This window comes from Paenibacillus nitricinens (genome assembly GCF_052056485.1).
In the GTDB taxonomy this organism is placed as follows: domain Bacteria; phylum Bacillota; class Bacilli; order Paenibacillales; family Paenibacillaceae; genus Paenibacillus_AQ; species Paenibacillus_AQ nitricinens.
The window spans coordinates 6,367,412-6,385,798 of record NZ_CP183948.1; the positions used below are offsets into that span (position 1 = coordinate 6,367,412).

Sequence of the window (18,387 nt, forward strand, 5' to 3'; positions counted from 1 at the left end):
CTCTTTAATCTGGTTAAAGTTTGTTCTTCACACTCAGATATATCCCCGCAGGAATGGCGAGAAGCTGAGGAATGAACACGCCCGAAACAGTTGCTACCAGGGAGAAATGCTCAATCTTGACCGCGAACATGGTGACCAAAATTGCGAAGCTAATCCGTGTAACAAAACCGAGGCTGAAGGCATTCCCTTCGTTGCTCGCAATCGACTGCGTTACCCGTCGAACCTTGACGGCCAGATAACGAAAGTTTACCAATCCCGCCACCAGACCCAGAGTCATGCCCAGTGTAATATCCCTGGTCTCATGATGAAGCGCCCAGCCCATTAAGAGTCCTGCCATAAGGACGAGCGTAACTCTAGTGACGGTATTGATCATGGGAGTCATATTATCCATTCTGCTCCCCCAAAAATTTTTTAATTAACAGGACGACGTTCACAATTCCCAGAATCATTCCGGTTATAGTGCCAATAGCGAGCCAATATTTCGGACCCTCCATTAAGTCTTTCAGCCACCTTGCCGCAAAAAAACCAATAACAATGTAAGCGGCGAGTATAGTGCCTGCACTTCCAATGATAAGCGCGGTCTGTAACAAGCTGTCCCTGCTATTTTGTTCTTTCATGGGCTACAATCCCAACTAATTTTACTGAATTTCTGGAGTCTTTGTCAATTCATTGAACATTGCCCAAAAACCCTTGAAAACATGAAAATAATCACAGCAAAATGTTCCAAAACCATATAAACCGTACAGTTTGACTGTATGTTGATTTTAATCAGATCAGATATTACTTTAAATGAAATTATTTATTTTTTGTGAACATTCTGTGAAACTCTTCAGGACGTTCCTTATTTACACCGAAATGGTGCAAAATCGCATTGACAATTCGTTGGGAGGCTTTGCCATCTCCGTACGGGTTGGCGGCCCGACTCATCGACTGATAGAGCTCATTATCAGTCAAAAGAGCATGTGTCCGTTCATACACCTTCTCCTCGTCCGTGCCCACAAGCTCTAACGTTCCAGCGTCTATCCCTTCAGGACGCTCCGTCGTATCACGAAGCACAAGTACAGGAACTCCGTATGAAGGAGCTTCCTCTTGTAAACCGCCGGAATCGGTCAATATCAAGTGGGTATGCGGATAAAAATTATGCAAATCCACGACATCCAGCGGATCAATCAGCTTAATTCTTGGATGTCCACCCAGAATTTCATGTGCAGGTTCCTTAACTGCCGGACTCGGATGCACAGGATAAACAATGGCTACATCTTCGAATTCATCAGCGATTCTTTTGACAGCTCGGAAGATATTACGATGCGGTTCACCTTGCGATTCTCTGCGGTGAGCAGTCATCAAAATAAGTCTTTTTCCTGAAGCAAAATCCAAAACAGGATGCCGGTAATCCGGCTGTACGGTATATTGAAACACATCAGTTACGGTGTTGCCTGTGATATAAATACTTGATTCTTTTTTGTTCTCGTGTTTCAAATTGCTAGCTGACCAATCGGTTGGAGCGAAATGCAGATCGGCCAAAACACCTGTTAGTTGGCGGTTCATTTCCTCAGGATAAGGAGACAGTTTGTTCCATGTCCGAAGACCTGCTTCTACGTGCCCAACCTGAATTTGCTGCAGGAAAGAGGCATAACTAGCTAGAAACGTCGTTAATGTATCCCCATGCACCAGCACGATATCAGGCTTAACCTCTCTCAGCACAGGCTCCAAACCTTCAAGCACACGAATAGTAATCTCGTTCAGTGTCTGACGGTCCTTCATCACATCCAAATCATAATCAGGAGTGATTTTAAACACTTCTAACACTTGATCAAGCAGTTCTCTATGCTGTGCTGTGACACAAACAATGGATTCGATGTGCTCAGGATGCTTCTCTAGTTCAAGAACTAGAGGAGCCATCTTGATCGCCTCGGGGCGCACTCCGAAAATAGTCATCACTTTAATTTTGGACATAACCCCTACCCTCTCATCAAAAAATTCAAAAATTTCGTATCCTAATCACGAATTACTATTTACTTAGTTCCGTACAAACGGTCCCCAGCGTCGCCAAGTCCCGGAACGATATATCCATGCTCATTTAAATGATCATCAAGCGCAGCTACGTAAATATCTACATCTGGATGAGCTTCTTGAACTGCAGCGACACCCTCTGGAGCTGCAATCAGGTTCATCATTTTAATTTGTGTACAACCACGCTTCTTCAACGAGGTAATAGCAGCAATCGCAGATCCCCCTGTAGCTAGCATTGGATCAATTACGATTAGCTCACGTTCCTGTACATCTGTAGGAAGCTTGATGTAATACTCGACCGGTTGAAGTGTTTCCGGATCACGGAACAAGCCAACATGTCCTACTTTAGCAGCAGGGAGAAGCTTTAGAACGCCTTCAAGCATCCCTAGACCCGCACGAAGAATAGGAATAAGCCCAAGCATTCTTCCCGAAATCACTTTACTTTCCGTTTCAGTGACCGGCGTTTGTACCGTAATGGTCTCTAGAGGAATATCACGTGTAATCTCATAAGCCATCAATGTGGCTACTTCGTCAACATGCTCTCTAAAATCCTTTGTGTTTGTTCTTACATCGCGAATAAATGTTAATTTGTGTTGAATTAAAGGATGATCGCAAATCACCAATTTTCCCATTTTAATGTCCCTCCGGTAATTGTAAGTCTTGTCTATAACCTCAGAAAGCGCTTTTGCTTCTCAGTGGCTAAATCCTGTCTATTATAGCATTCCCTTCGCTTCATTTCACCTAGAAAGGCACTTGTACTTACATTGAATACTTTCCTATTGTATATCCTTGACCTGAAAGGTAATGATTGGCTGAAATACGCAACCTTCCACTTATAAAACTTAGATTATGTTGTGCAAGTTTTAGTTTTTCATACTATTCACACTCTTTTCACTATTGTTTATGAAAATTCCATGAACTTTCATAAACAATTTCATCAGTTTTCCATCCATTCCCCTATATAATAATGTGAACAATAAACAACAAAAAACCTCCATCAAACCCTAAAATCAGGACTCGATGGAGGTGAACTCATTCATTAATACAAATAAGAACTAGTATTTCAGTTCTGGATAAAGCGGGTACTGGTCCGTCAAATCAGCAACTTGACGAGCTGCCTCAGCCAATTTCGCTTCATCCTTCGGATTCTTCAGAACATTAGCAATAATACGGCCAATAACCACCATTGCTTGCTCGTCCATACCACGGGAAGTAACTGCAGGTGTACCAATACGAATACCACTTGTTACGAAAGGACTTGTAGGATCAAATGGAATTGCGTTTTTATTCACAGTGATTCCAATGGAATCTAGTACTTTTTCCGCATCTTTTCCGGTAATGTTCAGGTTACGCGTATCCAGCAACATCAGGTGGTTATCTGTGCCTCCGGATACAATGTTAATCCCTTCGCTGATTAGCGTTTCCGCGAGAACATTGGCATTTTTCACTACATCCTCAGCATAAGTCTTAAAGGATGGAAGCAAAGCTTCGCCGAGCGCCACTGCTTTTGACGCAATCACATGCATCAATGGTCCGCCTTGGGAACCAGGGAATACGGCTTTATCGATAGCAGCGGCCCATGGCTGTCTGCACATAATCATACCGCCGCGAGGGCCGCGTAAAGTCTTATGTGTAGTAGTTGTAACGAAATGAGCATGAGGAACCGGGCTTGGGTGAAGGCCAGCAGCAACAAGACCTGCGATATGGGCCATATCTACCATAAACAAAGCACCGACATCATTGGCGATAGCACCAAGTTTTTCGAAATCAATAATACGCGGGTACGCACTCGCACCAGCAACAATCATTTTAGGACGATGTTTGAACGCTGCTTTGCGCACTTCGTCGTAATCAATAAGGAAAGTATCTTCTTGCACACCATAAGCAACAAAGTTATATAGCAAACCGGAAGCATTGACTGGACTACCATGTGTTAAATGTCCGCCATGTGCCAAGTTCATACCAAGAACCGTGTCACCCGGCTTGAGCGCCGCCAAATAAACAGCCATATTCGCTTGTGCTCCGGAATGCGGTTGTACGTTAACATGCTCCGCACCGAACAATTCTTTTGCACGATCGCGTGCCAGATTCTCAACGATATCAACATCTTCACAACCACCATAATAACGTTTGCCTGGATAGCCTTCAGCATATTTGTTCGTAAGCACCGAGCCCATAGCTTCCATTACGGCTTCGCTAACGATATTCTCTGAGGCAATAAGCTCAATGTTGGCACGCTGACGTTTCAGTTCCAATTCCATCGCTTCCAGTACTGCCGGGTCACTCTTACGTAATTGTTCCATGTTCTTATTTCCTCCCTAGTGTGTGTAGATATGTTGTATTTAAGTAGAAACGATTTACCTGCTAGACAGAAGCTAAGGTCAATGTTTCTGCAAAAAATATAAAAATAAAGTTCATTAATCGCAAACCTGTGAGCCGCTTTGTTCTGGGGCGCGATATACCGCACGTTCACCGCCAATAAGTGGAGGTCTGGTCCATGCCGCATTCACTCTGGCTGCTCCAATGTATCTTAGAGACGGACGAAAAGGAACAGCTACCCGTCTTAAATGCATTCCTATCAGCGTCTCACCAATGTCTAGACCAGCATGAGCATCAATCGTTTCCGCCAAAACAGGATCTTTCATAGCGTGATAGGCAGCCGCAGCCATCGAACCGCCTGCACCTGGTATAGGTACAGCTGAAACTTCATTTAACCCAAGTGACTCTAGCAAAGAGCGTTCCATTACAAGCGCACGATTCAGATGCTCGCAGCACTGATAAACGAGATGAAATCCTTTGTCCGCTGCGACCAAACGAGCCCCTTCAAGCAGCTGCTGTGCCACTTCAAGCGCACCACCGGTTCCAATCCGGACACCAGCAACCTCACTTGTACTAACTCCAAGGACAACAATTTTACCAGATCCGAGGTTACCAGCTTCCGCCAGCTCCCTTAACACAGTGACAGTAGCTTCAGTTAAAGATAACTCCACAACTTTGTCCATCACCCTACCTCCTCAAGCTTCAAACAAGCTTCATTTAAACAAAAAAGAGCAGTCCGCAGGTAGCTGCGGATTTGCTCTTTTGCCCAGGCGACCGGCCGTTTATTCCGATGCTCCATCGTGGTTTGATCCACATTTGTCGCCAGTTACATCGGAACCGATTAGTTGTAACTTCATCTTAAAGCAAAGCGGACTGAAAATCAACCATTTACAAATGGCGTAAGGATTCCAGTTTATCTAATAAACTAAACAACGAAGTGCGAATCTCTGCAGCAGTAAGCTCATAATCTTCACGCGTACCCCCGAATGGATCAGAAATATCAAAGCTTGGGATACGCTGGCGGATTTCAATCATTCGTTGTAGATCTGTTGCGCTCGGTTCACCACCTAGAGCTATGCTTAACTCAGCATCCGCGTATAGGCTGTCCAATTCTTTAATATCCTCAGTCACAGCTTCTTCATTATGCACATATTCCTTCAATGTATATGTTTTCGATACGGCATCCGGAAAATACTGCAGCAAATGCTGCTTATGTCCACTGGTCAAGGTAAGCACAAGATCGGCCCAAGCAACGGATTGCCCCGTTAATTGCGACGACTCTAAATGATCATGAATGCCTTCTTCCTGCAAAATAGCTGCAGCATGTCTCGATATAGAAGTACCAGAAATGGCAGATACACCTGCAGACCGCACTTCCAGGTCGATTCCACGTTCCTTCGCGAGCTTTCGTAAAAGCCCCTCAGCCATAGGACTACGGCATGTATTACCGGTGCAGACGAATAAAATATGCAGCATGCTTTTGCACCCCCATGAAATTAAAATATGGTAATGCCGTTATTGTATCAAAAGATGAATAACAAGCCAAACCCTAATAAAATAGCCCCGCCCAGCGCTTCTCCATATTCCCCGAGTCCACGACTGACATGCCGCCCAAGAAGTAAGCCGACAATGGACATTAGACCTCCACAGACACCAAAAGCCAGTATGGTCAGAAGCACACCATTCACAAACATCCCTAAGGATACCCCAACAGAAAATGAGTCTACACTAACACTGAGTGAAAGAAGCAGCATTCCCCATAAGGTTCGGTGATTCATAGCTCGCGTACCTACCACTTCCGGACGAAAGGAGTTATACACCATATGTCCGCCTAACAGCACAAGCAGCCCTCCGGCGGCATAAGTCGTTACTTGACCTAGCAAATGTCCGACATAACTTCCCGTTAATAAACCCAGAAGAGGCATCAGCATATGAAAAAAAGCAATGAGCACACTCATTTGTAGAATGTGCAACAGACGAATCCCTTTCATCCCAATGCCTACACCGAGGGAAAATGCATCCATCCCTAATGCAATCGCCATTATAGCAATCGTAACCGTCTGCCCCCAACCGGCATATACATCTCCTACGCCCATGCTTAACCCCCCAAGTCCGAAATATCTTGTACAACAACGATATGCGGACAAGGGGGTAATCATGACTTCATAGGAGATTCCAAATTTGAAGAACCGGTGTTAAAGCTGTAAAGAAGGGGCGCCGTGGCTATCCGGCGTCAATGACAGAACCACCGGCTGCCTTCATAAGCCGGTTCATAATGGCAGCGCCGAGGCCTGTATACGGACAAGCCTCGGCCAAGATGTATGTCGCTCCCGCTTCATCGAAGCGCCTCAGCGCGGCATACAGGGAGCGTGCCCCTTCCTCCGGCGAGGATAACGAGCCGAGGGAAAGGACACAGGCGGCAGGGGCGGCGGGATAAAGGGACTTATGCTCCTCGAAGAGGAGCAAGCCCGTTACCTCGCCGCTCAGCTGCGCCGCCTGAAGTAGACTCGCGGCTTCATCCGCAACACGTTGCGGAGAAGATCCGCTCACCACACCGAGCCAGCCGCGCGGCGCATAGTGCGTGTACTTCATGCCCGGCGCGCGTGGCGCCGAGCTGTCGGAAACAGCTTCTGCACCGTGGTACACCCCCGGTTCATTGGCCACTGGAGCTTCCGCTGCTGCGGAAGTTCCGGATTCTTTAACCACAGCTGGCTCAGCAGCAACGGCTTCTGCCCCCACTACAGCAGCTAACTGCTCCGTAGTAATCCCACCAGGGCGCAGCACGGCAACCTTTCCATCAGGCTGCACCTGAACCACAGTTGACTCCAGTCCGACTCCAGCGGCGCCGCCATCAAGTACACCGTCAATGTATCCGGCCAAGTCTTCCATCACATGTGAAGCTAAAGTCGGACTCGGACGACCTGAACGGTTAGCACTAGGTGCCGCAACGGGACAGCCCGCTGCACTGATCAGCGCCAAAGCTACCGGATGGTCAGGCATACGCACACCTACCGTGTCCAGCCCTGCCGTCACACAGGGTGACAAAACACCCTCACGAACAGGAAGCACGACTGTCAGTGGTCCAGGCCAATAAGCATCCATCAATACCGCAGCCGTAGGATGCACTTCTGTAACCAGCTCGTCCAAAGCTCCTGAATCGGCAATATGAACGATTAGAGGATTATCAGACGGTCGCCCTTTTGCCGCAAAAACAGCCTCAACTGCCGCAGTATTCCGTGCATCCGCACCAAGTCCATAGACCGTTTCGGTCGGAAAAGCGACCGTTCCACCTTCACGAAGCATGGTTGCCGCCTCCACGATGGCTAACTTATTCTCCTCATTAGGCTGAAGTACAACGGAATCCGAAGCTGCATCTTCCAACAAATCCAGTTCCCAATATACAGTCTTATTCCTATTCCCACTCCGCCGTTGAACGGCGAATAAAGGGTCATGTGGTTCATTCATTCTCATCACAGGCTTTCTACAGGATATATATTGAACAATTGAACAATAGCTTTTCTTGCAATCTTAGGATAAATACTCTGGATATTCATTAACTCTGATCTTACCAAAAAGCGGCCCCAATGAAGGCGCCGCAGTCGATCTGCTTATGAAATAGTAACATATCTAGGTTCAAAACTATAGACCATTTCCACAAAACCAAAGGGCTAGCATCAGCATTACGACCATAATCCGCTAATCCAGTTCCAAAGGTTTTGCAGCAGTTCCCAAACGAAGAACCGTACCTCTGGCTCTGCGGAATCTGCTGCCGCAGCATCCTTTGCCGAAGAATCTGCTTGTACAGCTGTCCCTACTGCTGGTTGTGCCTTAGCTCCACTCTCTGCCCCGGCAGCCGAAACCGTCTTCACCGCTTTGTTAGCAGCAGGTGCTGCCGCATCTCCGGAACCCGCATCGATAAAGCATAGTGGCGGAAACAGTACACACCACCAATTTTGTCCCTTGCCTTCACCCAGTGTAACCCGCACAGCCTCGTACTCTCCGGCAGGGTAGACCGTACCACCGTATAATTTAGTCGGAAAAGGAACTACACCGAGCTCCACGTTATAGGAATACTGAATGCCTCTTTTCTCCAGCTCCGATCCAACCAATGCATTTAGCTCTGGTAGATGAGTTCTAATTAAAGCGCGTGCCTGCTCTAAGCTCTGCGGGTCCTCAAGTGCAGTTACCCACTGGTTCATTTGCTCCACGATTGTATCGCGGATCTGCCGCTTCACTAACTGATCCTGCGTTCCATCCGAATTCGCCAAAATACGCAGCCGGATAGAATCCTGTGGAATCGTTACTTCGGCTACTGCTGCATCGGTTTTTTGACCTTCCCAGGCCATGATAACGATCATGAAAAAACAAATTAAAATGGCAGTATACTTAAAAGTTACACGTAAGGAATCTCTTTTATCCATATGATTATCGTTCATTTGTAGCAGCCCCTCTCCTCTTAACACTCATGCTAGTAGTATGTCCAGAGATGAGAGACTACAAACCTATGAACCTATTAAATCTATAACTTCATGGGAATCGCGTTAGGCAATTGCAAATCATCCTCAACATCCCGTCCATATAGATGCACACTCATCACAATCCCCATGCAGGCCATATTGATTAAAAGTGATGTGCCTCCATAACTGATGAACGGAAGTGTAATTCCAGTAAGCGGCATTAGGCCGATAAAAGCTCCAATATTCTCTAAGATTTGATATAGCAGCATAGCTGTAATTCCAATAATTAAAAACGGACCGCTGCGCTCCCTACTCTCTAGAGCAATCAGTATCATCCGATGGAGCAAAATAAAGAAGAGCAGAAGCAGCAGCGCTGAACCTACGAATCCAAACTCCTCCGCAACCTGTACGAATATGGCATCCGAATACGTATATGGAACACGGTTACTCTGCACAGAGCTTCCTTGCATGTACCCCTCGCCGTTCATCCCTCCGGAGGCAATAGCCACTTTAGCATTTTTCGTGTGATAGCTTGCATCATCTGACGCCAAATCAGGTACGAGCCAAGGATCAAAACGATCCACTAAATGCTTCCTGCCAAGGGTCTCCTCAAAGAAATATACCGCTTCATCATGATAGTGAATATAGCTCAGAATTCCTGCAAGACCCAATCCGCCAACGATTAGTAATCCGATGAGTGCATGTGAAATTTTGATATTCCCGATCCATAGAAGACCGATTAATATTACGATGTAGCTTAGCGCATTTCCCAGATCATTCTGTACAATAACTATCGTAAAGGGGAGCAATGTAAGAAGCGCCAGTGGGACGACTCCCTTCCAGAAGGTTAGCGTGGCTCCTTGTTTACGGACCAGTATGGACGCGAGTAAAAGAATCAATATCAACTTAAAAAGCTCCGCAGGTTGAAAGCTAAGTCCACCTATCTCTAGCCCTAATTGCGCACCGTTCTTTACCTTTCCAAAAAAACTAACCGACACTAGCAGACCAATACCGAAGATATAAATATAAAGAGCATATTTAACAAATATCCTATAGTCCACGAAGGTAAGCACAAAAAACGCTACAAACCCTACAATGTAGTATTTAAGCATTTGTAGATGGAACCCATCTAGCTTCTGAACTAATCTACCATTAGTCACGCTGTATATCGAAAGAATACTAATGACCATGAGCATAACTAGAACAATAAGAATCACGCTATCGATCTTCTTGAGCTTTTCAAGCATACGCAAACTCCTTACTCTATTAAGGTTCCAACCATCCTCACCTGAGGAAAGTCTCTCCTTTCTATTGTAGAGCATTCAAGGCCGCAATTCCAAATTTATGTAATACATCCGATATCAGAGATTCACTTTCCAAAATAAAAAACCGCCAGTTCCCATCCTTAAAAGATGAGTTTCTGACGGTTATATTGTGATTTAGTGATTAAACCTGTTTGGCGGCTGCATAAGGAGTAGGCTTAGGTAAATCTTCCTCTACATCTTGCCCATGCAGACGCACACTCATTACCAGTCCAATGCTGGCCATGTTGATAAGCAGAGAGGTACCTCCGAAGCTGATGAAAGGCAACGTGATACCTGTCAAAGGCATCAGACCAATAAACGCGCCAATATTCTCAAAAATCTGATACAGCATCATCGCGACAATGCCGACGATCAGAAATGGACCTGCTCGATCTCTGGCTTCCAGCGCAATCAGGATCATTCGATGAATCAGGATAAAATATAGTAGCAGCACAAAGGCAGATCCTACGAATCCAAATTCCTCGGCAATCTGTACAAAGATGGAGTCTGAATACGTATAAGGCACGCGATCCGTCTGTACAGAGCTACCATTCATGTAGCCCTCGCCACTCATCCCACCTGAGGCAATCGCAAGCTTCGCGTTCTTGGTATGATAAAGAGCTTTCGCTGTCGCTTTATCCGGAACAAGCCATGGGTCGAAACGTTCAATCCAGTGCGACCGGCCAATATCATTAAGGAACGTTTTAATTTCGTCATGATAATGAATATAACTCATAATTCCCGCAATCGCAGAGCTTGCTACAATCACCAGCGCGATTAATGCGTGAGTGTACTTAATATTTCCAATCCACAACAGACCTGCAAGAATCACAATGTAAGACAAGGCATTCCCAAGGTCATTCTGTGTAAGCACAATAAGAAACGGAAATAAGGTTAAGAGGCCGAGCGGCACAACATCCCGCCAAAACAAGAGTTTACTTTTATTCTTACGCACAAGCATTGCTGCCAGAAATAAAATCAATATTAGTTTGAATAGCTCGGCAGGCTGAAGGCTCAGTCCTCCAGGGAGGGACAACCAGCCTTGGGCATTATTCTTGGTCTCGCCCAAAAAGCTAACGAGGACCAGGATACCTATCCCAAACAAATAAATATATAGCGCGTATTTCACTAAAATTCTGTAATCTAAAAAGGTCATTCCAATAAAAGCAATAAAGCCAATTGCATAATACATCATCATACGGATATGATGTCCGTCCAGCTTTTCTCTTCCATGAGTCACACTATATATGGCGAAGATGCTGACAGTCATGAGTAATAACAGAACGACTACGATAGCACCATCAATTTTTTTAATCTTCTGAAGCACGTTCTGCCTCCCTACTCTAAATCTGGGCTTTCTTTTATGGTTCACCAAGAAGTCCGGTTAAATTCTATTGTAAAGGAAGTCGGGTTGAAAATACAATTTTACTCCCCGATCAACAGGAGTCCCTTGCACAGCAGGCAGTATTATCGTGCTATACCTAGCACATGACGTGGAATTCCAGCCAGATCATTAATGGTGATGATCTCTTTCCAATGGCCCGCCGCTTCAAGTAGCGCGGCCACTTGCTCGGCTTGCCCGAAGCCGAGTTCAAAGCCAATCAGGCGCGGCGGTGCCGGGAGCAGCGCCAGTTGCTCCATCATGCGGCGGTACGGGTCCAGCCCGTCCGCTCCGCCATCCAGCGCAGTGCGCGGCTCATGGTCGCGCACCTCACGCTGCAGCCCGGCGATATCCTCGCCGGGAATGTACGGCGGGTTGGAGACGAGAATTTCCGTCTCCATCCCCGCGAACGGCTCGAGCAGATCGCCGAGCCGAAAGTCCACAGCTGTGCCGGAGCGCATCGCATTGCGCTTCGCCACAGCTAGGGCCGCCGGCGAAATGTCGCCGGCGCAGACCCGCCACGCCGGCGCTTCCGCCGCCAGCGTGACGGAGATCGCTCCGCTGCCGGCGCCGATATCGACGGCGGTCAGCGGCCGTACGGCGCGTCCACTTTCCGCGCCGCCCGCACGATCTTGCGCTGCTGCTAACGAAGCAGCGCCTTCTTCCTGCGCCAGTTCACTCGGCGCAACCGTACCGTCCGGCCAGAGCTCCGCGCCGTACCGCAAAATCGCCTCGACGAGCAGCTCCGTCTCCGGCCGTGGAATAAGCACATCCGGCGTCACTTCAAAGGGACGCCCGTAGAATTCTTGCTCGCCGATGATATATTGCACCGGCTCACCCTTACTCCGGCGGGTAACTCCCGCCTCCCATTTTTCCTTGACCGCAGCCGGAAAAGAATCCGCCAGCGCCATATAATACGCTGCCCCGGACAAGCCAAGCACATGCTCAAGCAGTAATTGCGCACTACGCTGCGGTTCATTACAACCGCTCTGGCTCAAAAAAGAAGAAGCCTCCGCAAAGGCTTCCCGGATGCTTTTCACTTCCGACATGACAAATACGCCATCGTTCAAAGCATTATTATCCATTGTCCATACTATCCATCAAATCAGCTTGTTCAGCAATTGAAAGAGCCGAAATAATTTCAGTGATTTCTCCGTTCATAACCTGCTCCAAACGATGCAGTGTCAAGCCAATACGATGATCTGTAACCCGGCTCTGCGGGAAGTTATACGTCCGAATACGCTCACTACGATCACCCGTACCTACTTTGCTCTTCCGTTCACCAGCATACTTCGCTTCTTCTTCCTGCCGTTTCATATCAGAAATACGGGCACGAAGCACTTGTAACGCTTTATCCTTATTGGAGTTCTGTGACTTACCATCCTGACAGGTAGCAACGATGCCTGTAGGTACATGGGTTACACGTACTGCAGATTTGGTTGTATTTACAGACTGTCCGCCTGCACCACTTGAACAGAAGGTATCCACACGAATATCTTTATCATGGATTTCAATCTCAAATGCCTCAGCTTCCGGCATCACCGATACGGTAGAAGTAGAGGTATGAATACGTCCACCGGATTCAGTCGCTGGGATACGTTGTACGCGATGCGCACCACTTTCATATTTCAGCTTACTGTATGCACCGCGGCCGTTAATAAGGAAGATTACCTCTTTAAATCCGCCAAGGTCACTCGCGTTGACATCCATTAACTCCACGCGCCAGCCTTGTGAATCTGCAAACCGGGTGTACATCCGGTAAAGATCGGAAGCAAACAATGCTGCTTCATCTCCGCCCGCTGCACCACGAATTTCGACGATTACGTTCTTATCATCATTTGGGTCTTTAGGCAGCAGTAATACTCGGATTTGCTCTTCCAGCTCTACCTGACGTTTGGAAAGGTCGTCAATTTCCGTCTTGACCATTTCCTTCATCTCATCATCAAGCTTTTCGCCTTGCATTTGCTTAGCAGCTTCAAGCTCTTCCATTACATTCTTATATTCAGTATACGCCTCAAATGCAGGCTGTAGGTCTGATTGTTCTTTGGAATAATCCCTCAGTTTCTTACTGTCGTTTGCAACATCCGGATCACAAAGCAGTTCACTGAGCTTCTCATAGCGGTCCGCCAGGGATTGCAATCGGTCCAACAAGGGAATTCACCTCTCCTAGTTCAATTTCAAATTCGCAAATAAAGACATTAAAACACATGTCATAAAATTAGATATACGACTTTATATTATACCAAAGATATTGTGAAATGGCTACAGTTCGGTACGCGAAAACATCTTAATAAATGACTTATATTTTAAAAAAGACCACCCCAGCAGTAGATACCCTCTACCGACTGAGATGACCCTCTTATTCTTAGTACACTTTAGTCCTCTTAAACGTTGAAACGGAAATGCATAACGTCGCCGTCTTGCACCAAATATTCCTTACCTTCAAGGCGCAATTGACCACGTTCTTTCGCACCATTCATCGAACCCGCTGCCACAAGATCTGCGTAAGCCACTACCTCAGCACGGATAAATCCACGTTCAAAATCTGTGTGAATTACACCAGCAGCGCCGGGTGCTTTAGTTCCCTTACGAATGGTCCACGCACGAACTTCTTGAACGCCTGCCGTGAAATACGTATACAAGCCTAGCAGCTTGTAAGCTGCTTTGATCAAACGGTTCAAACCAGATTCTTCTAGCCCAAGTTCTTCTAGGAACATCGCTTTATCTTCGCCCTCAAGCTCGGCAATTTCAGCTTCTACCTTTGCGCTGATCGGAACAACTTCAGCACCTTCAGTTGCTGCAAATTCACGCACTTGCTGCACATAAGGATTGTCCTCTGCACTTGCAACTTCTTCTTCGCTTACATTCGCCGCATACAGCACTGGCTTCAATGTTAACAAATGAAGATCACGGATAATAAGCTTCTCGTCATCGGACAATTCTATACTACGTGCAGGTTTGTCTTCGTAGAGAACTTCTTTGACACGTTCAAGCAGTTCAACTTCTTGAGCGTATTTCTTGTCGCCGCCTTTGATGTTCTTACGGGAGCGCTCAATCCGCTTCTCAATGCTCTCAATGTCAGCAAGAATCAGTTCCAAATTAATGGTCTGAATGTCGCTGATCGGATTTACTTTTCCATCCACGTGGGTAACATTCTCATCTTCAAAGCAGCGAACGACATGAACGATAGCATCCACTTCACGAATATGAGCTAGGAACTTGTTGCCTAATCCCTCACCTTTACTTGCACCGCGCACAAGGCCAGCGATATCAACGAATTCAAAAGCAGTAGGTACAGTCTTGTTAGGTTGTACCAGCTCAGTCAGTTTATCAAGACGTTCGTCCGGAACTTCAACGACACCAACGTTAGGATCAATCGTGCAAAAAGGGTAGTTTGCGGATTCTGCTCCCGCTTGCGTTATTGCATTAAACAATGTGGATTTTCCTACGTTAGGAAGACCGACGATTCCAGCTTTCAAAGCCATTTATATGACAACTCCTATTTTCAGCTAAATTGATCATCCGAATAAGTAATACGATCTAAACCATTATATATTAGAACATATTCTCCAGCAACACCGGATGTCTTACAGATGTGTCAATCCAGCCTTATCCAAGCGCGTCCATTTCAATGGGATTTGGCAAGTTGCAATACCTTTTGCACCGCCGGCTGATCCAATAGGGGCTTAGAAGTATCTGGATCAACTTCCACATCAGGGACCGTCTTCACTTCCTCGTTACAGCTTCCATCAGAGTTCAGACCCATCTCAAAGGAAAACCTGAACACAAAACCGCTATTAGGCAATGCAACGACAAGCGGATCTATCCCTAGTCCATCCCCACCTGTTCTGCCACCTACAACCGTTGCAAACCCGGTGCCTTTTGCAAATGCTGCAAAACCTTCCGATGCTGAATACACAGAGCTGTCTACCAGCAAATAGATTTTCCCTTTAAATCCAACATAATGATTAGGAGTTACTACATCAGCTATTTTTCTATAAGTTTTAAACATCTTTAAAGCTTCAGCTGGCAGATTGGGCAGTTGCTCGTCTTTGATGCCGGAAATAGGTTGTTGCCCCTTTGTGATCTGACGTGCCTGCATAAAGGTCTCAGCATATCTGCCTCTTGTATAAAGTAAGTATGTATTGTATTCGATAGGTTTATTAATCAGCAGAGGAGCAATATGAACTCTCCAGTAATTACTGTTTCCTCCGCCATTTCCACGGATATCTAGAATTAATGTTTTATAATCTTTTACTTCTACCAGAAAATCATGAATTTCTGAACTGTCCATCTCCATAAATCTGCCGTCAAAGCTTCGCAGGCCTAGATACGCTATTTGATCAGGCTCTAAAATGACCTTTTTTATATTTCCGGAAGTCTCTTCTGTTTGACTCCCTGCCGCACCACTATTCATATCGTTAACGATGTCATTAGAGTTTTGCTGCTCCGCTAAAGGTTTCTGGTTATAACGAGCCAATACATTAGGCTGCTGAAACACGTTGATCCAAGGCTCATAACCAAAACCTAACTGAACATAGATATTTAGATACCAAGGGTATTCTTCCTTAGAAATAAAATTCGTATGCCCATTATTTAACCTGCTAAGGACGAATCTCATTCGTCTCAAAAATTCATCATCCGTCTTTGTGGCTGCAATTTTATTACGGTACTCTTCTTTATTTGCAAGCCAATCCTCTCCGTTCAGACGCTTATTCACCTCTAGGAAAGGATAATTCTCCTCAATAATCTTCCACATGTAATCATAGTCTTCTAGTCTCTGCTTCACTGTCAATGGAGACACCGCTGCTTCAGGCAGTTTTTCCGCTACCTTTGAAGAGACTACCGGCGCATTCGGACTTGCCTGAACTTGCTCAGACTCCAATTGCTTTCTCCCTGGCAAATCTCCACTGTTACAACTAACCATTAACAGTATTGCAGTCGCAGATATAACCACCGACAATACAAACCTTGGTCTCACCTTAATCCCCCTTCTAATATTCCATATCACCGAATCCATTTTCAGGAATTTATTTAATAATCATATTTTTCTACTCCTCCTAATTCAAATATATTTATCACAATTATTTACATTGTATTTCTTAGAACAACAAAAAAAAGACCTCTTTCGAGGTCTCCACGGATAGTATTATAAATCTTTAGACATCGTAATGTCGGTTACGGTATATCCCATTTTTTTGTACAGTTCAAATGCACGATTGTTCTGACCGAAGACATGTAACCCGATTCTTGTGACGTTCATTTCACGAGCTTCTTCATCAAGTGCGATCATAGCCTGCTTGCCATAACCTTTACTCTGATACGGTTCGAAAATGTAGAAATCATATATAAACGCCTCTCGCCCACCGCGGCCTTCACTTACATTAAACCAGATATATCCCACTTGGATATCACTACTTATTTCTACTATGGAGTATAGATAAGCGCCATCTGTATTTAACCCTTTGGGCAGAGATTGTGTTATTGCTTCTTCCGATAGCTTCATCGCGATTTCAGGATCCCAAGCGCCTGCTTTAATCTTGTCTTCAGCGTAGTCACGGGTAGCTTGACCCAAGAAAAATTGAAAGGCGGACTCATCCATATGAACCAATTTAATCATCTTCTTTTTTCACTTCCTCGCTTCTATATTTACCACATTCATTTATTTACGTATTAAACGGGGAGTCCCACGTAAAGTTGCTAAATCGGGAGCTCCGATACCGAACATTGCTATCTTAAGCTCCAGCTCTACCTGAGCCAGTGCAGCTTCTAGCGCCTCTTCGGAATCTACTGCTGGCCCTAACAGATTGCGTCCAAAACCTGCTAAATTAGCACCGAGAGCTAATGCCTTCGCCGCATCCACGCCATGCTTCAAGCCGCCGCTGCCAATTAAAGCCCCTTTCGGGGAGACAGCACGCACTTCTGCAATGCATTCTGCGGTTGGAGTACCCCAGTCCGCGAAAGCTTCAGCCGCTGCGCGACGTATAGGGTCTCTACTCCGAAACTTCTCGACCTGACTCCATGATGTTCCACCCGCACCCGCTACATCAACAAAAGCTACCCCTGCATTATAAAGATGCGCTGCTGTATCACCGTCAATGCCCCAGCCGACTTCTTTTACACCTACAGGAACCTCAAGTGCACGGCATACGTTTGCTATCTGCGATAGTAAGGAGGCAAAGCCAGTATTCCCTTCCGGTTGAAAGACCTCTTGCAGACCATTGAGATGCAGGACAAGAAAATCTGCACCAGCAATATCCACAGCCCGGCGGCATTCCTCAATCCCGAAACCATAGGACAGCTGTACGGCGCCGATATTAGCGATAACCGGTATATCAGGTGCCTTGTCCCGTACATAAAAGGTTTCGGTTAGCTCAGAGCGCTCCACCGCCGCCCGCACAGAACCAACACCCAGCGCCCATCCACGACGCTGTGCTGCCTCTGCTAATCGGGCATTGATGGCTCCGGTAGCGGCACTTCCACCTGTCATTGAGCTGATCAGCAGCGGTGTACGCAGCTCACGTTCCAGAAAGATAGTCTGCAAGGATATATCATCAAAATTCAGCTCTGGAAGAGCATTATGCCGAAATCGGTATTGTTCAAACCCCGTAGTCACACCGACGCCACCGACTTCTTCATTTAGACAAAGGCGTACATGTTCTATTTTTCGTTCACCTGTCCTTGATGCAGGCAATAAAGACTTCTTGTCCGAAACCTCTACAATTGGTAGGCCATTGTCATGATCCGCGCCAGACTGCCTATTCGCATCATATGGCACGGCCTCTTCTGGCGTATGATTCATGCTCCGTTCCTCCTATTCCTAAACTGTACTTATTATAACATATCCCTACAGTTGAATTTACAATATGAGGTCAATGAAAATACAGAGACTGCTTCATTTCTCCTCACTAAG

At 46.1% G+C, this 18,387-nt stretch carries 18 protein-coding genes and 1 riboswitch; all 18 genes read right to left on the reverse strand.

Annotated elements, in window-relative coordinates; translation table 11 throughout:
* Positions 1-13: 13 nt before the first annotated feature.
* Positions 14-391, reverse strand: coding sequence for an ATP synthase subunit I (locus ACN6KS_RS28410; RefSeq protein ID WP_094871134.1), 378 nt, complete (start codon positions 389-391; stop codon positions 14-16).
* Entirely contained in the window at positions 384-617 is a 234-nt protein-coding gene (locus ACN6KS_RS28415) for an AtpZ/AtpI family protein (RefSeq protein ID WP_042192476.1), read from the reverse strand. Before ACN6KS_RS28415 ends, ACN6KS_RS28410 begins: the two co-directional genes overlap by 8 nt.
* A gap of 178 nt (positions 618-795) precedes the next feature.
* Positions 796-1,956 carry a non-hydrolyzing UDP-N-acetylglucosamine 2-epimerase gene (gene wecB / locus ACN6KS_RS28420; RefSeq protein WP_094871132.1) on the reverse strand — a complete coding sequence of 387 codons (1,161 nt, stop codon included), beginning with the start codon at positions 1,954-1,956 and terminating at the stop codon, positions 796-798.
* Between the two features lie 59 nt (positions 1,957-2,015).
* Positions 2,016-2,645 (reverse strand): uracil phosphoribosyltransferase, encoded by a 630-nt coding sequence (upp, locus tag ACN6KS_RS28425; RefSeq protein WP_094871130.1) that lies wholly within the window; start codon positions 2,643-2,645, stop codon positions 2,016-2,018.
* A gap of 423 nt (positions 2,646-3,068) precedes the next feature.
* Complete coding sequence (gene glyA / locus ACN6KS_RS28430) at positions 3,069-4,316, reverse strand: serine hydroxymethyltransferase (RefSeq protein ID WP_094877959.1); 1,248 nt, start codon at positions 4,314-4,316, stop codon at positions 3,069-3,071.
* A 114-nt stretch (positions 4,317-4,430) separates the two neighbouring features.
* Positions 4,431-5,015 carry a TIGR01440 family protein gene (locus ACN6KS_RS28435; RefSeq protein WP_094877958.1) on the reverse strand — a complete coding sequence of 195 codons (585 nt, stop codon included), beginning with the start codon at positions 5,013-5,015 and terminating at the stop codon, positions 4,431-4,433.
* 74 nt (positions 5,016-5,089) lie between these two features.
* Positions 5,090-5,172: riboswitch (ZMP/ZTP riboswitch) on the reverse strand.
* Between the two features lie 48 nt (positions 5,173-5,220).
* Positions 5,221-5,808 (reverse strand): low molecular weight protein arginine phosphatase, encoded by a 588-nt coding sequence (locus ACN6KS_RS28440; RefSeq protein WP_094871124.1) that lies wholly within the window; start codon positions 5,806-5,808, stop codon positions 5,221-5,223.
* A 47-nt stretch (positions 5,809-5,855) separates the two neighbouring features.
* Complete coding sequence (locus tag ACN6KS_RS28445) at positions 5,856-6,428, reverse strand: manganese efflux pump MntP (RefSeq protein WP_440960957.1); 573 nt, start codon at positions 6,426-6,428, stop codon at positions 5,856-5,858.
* A gap of 127 nt (positions 6,429-6,555) precedes the next feature.
* Complete coding sequence (locus ACN6KS_RS28450; RefSeq protein WP_440962457.1) at positions 6,556-7,797, reverse strand: L-threonylcarbamoyladenylate synthase; 1,242 nt, start codon at positions 7,795-7,797, stop codon at positions 6,556-6,558.
* Between the two features lie 215 nt (positions 7,798-8,012).
* Positions 8,013-8,768 carry a stage II sporulation protein R gene (gene spoIIR / locus ACN6KS_RS28455; protein WP_256989867.1) on the reverse strand — a complete coding sequence of 252 codons (756 nt, stop codon included), beginning with the start codon at positions 8,766-8,768 and terminating at the stop codon, positions 8,013-8,015.
* A gap of 83 nt (positions 8,769-8,851) precedes the next feature.
* Positions 8,852-10,036: an FtsW/RodA/SpoVE family cell cycle protein gene (locus ACN6KS_RS28460; protein WP_094877957.1), complete on the reverse strand. Its 1,185-nt coding sequence runs from the start codon at positions 10,034-10,036 to the stop codon at positions 8,852-8,854.
* A gap of 199 nt (positions 10,037-10,235) precedes the next feature.
* Positions 10,236-11,420 carry an FtsW/RodA/SpoVE family cell cycle protein gene (locus ACN6KS_RS28465; RefSeq protein ID WP_042192492.1) on the reverse strand — a complete coding sequence of 395 codons (1,185 nt, stop codon included), beginning with the start codon at positions 11,418-11,420 and terminating at the stop codon, positions 10,236-10,238.
* 140 nt (positions 11,421-11,560) lie between these two features.
* Entirely contained in the window at positions 11,561-12,559 is a 999-nt protein-coding gene (gene prmC, locus ACN6KS_RS28470) for a peptide chain release factor N(5)-glutamine methyltransferase (protein ID WP_440960958.1), read from the reverse strand.
* Positions 12,552-13,625, reverse strand: coding sequence for a peptide chain release factor 1 (prfA, locus tag ACN6KS_RS28475; protein ID WP_094871115.1), 1,074 nt, complete (start codon positions 13,623-13,625; stop codon positions 12,552-12,554). The genes prmC and prfA overlap by 8 nt, the downstream gene beginning before the upstream one ends.
* Positions 13,626-13,858: 233 nt before the next feature.
* A complete protein-coding gene (gene ychF, locus ACN6KS_RS28480; RefSeq protein ID WP_042131387.1) occupies positions 13,859-14,959 on the reverse strand; it encodes a redox-regulated ATPase YchF in 1,101 nt (366 codons plus the stop codon).
* A 143-nt stretch (positions 14,960-15,102) separates the two neighbouring features.
* On the reverse strand, positions 15,103-16,455 hold the full coding sequence (locus ACN6KS_RS28485; RefSeq protein WP_440960959.1) for a S41 family peptidase: 1,353 nt from the start codon (positions 16,453-16,455) through the stop codon (positions 15,103-15,105).
* A 168-nt stretch (positions 16,456-16,623) separates the two neighbouring features.
* A complete protein-coding gene (locus ACN6KS_RS28490; protein WP_256989866.1) occupies positions 16,624-17,094 on the reverse strand; it encodes a GNAT family N-acetyltransferase in 471 nt (156 codons plus the stop codon).
* 42 nt (positions 17,095-17,136) lie between these two features.
* Entirely contained in the window at positions 17,137-18,276 is a 1,140-nt protein-coding gene (gene fni, locus ACN6KS_RS28495; protein ID WP_440960960.1) for a type 2 isopentenyl-diphosphate Delta-isomerase, read from the reverse strand.
* Between the last annotated feature and the right edge of the window lie 111 nt (positions 18,277-18,387).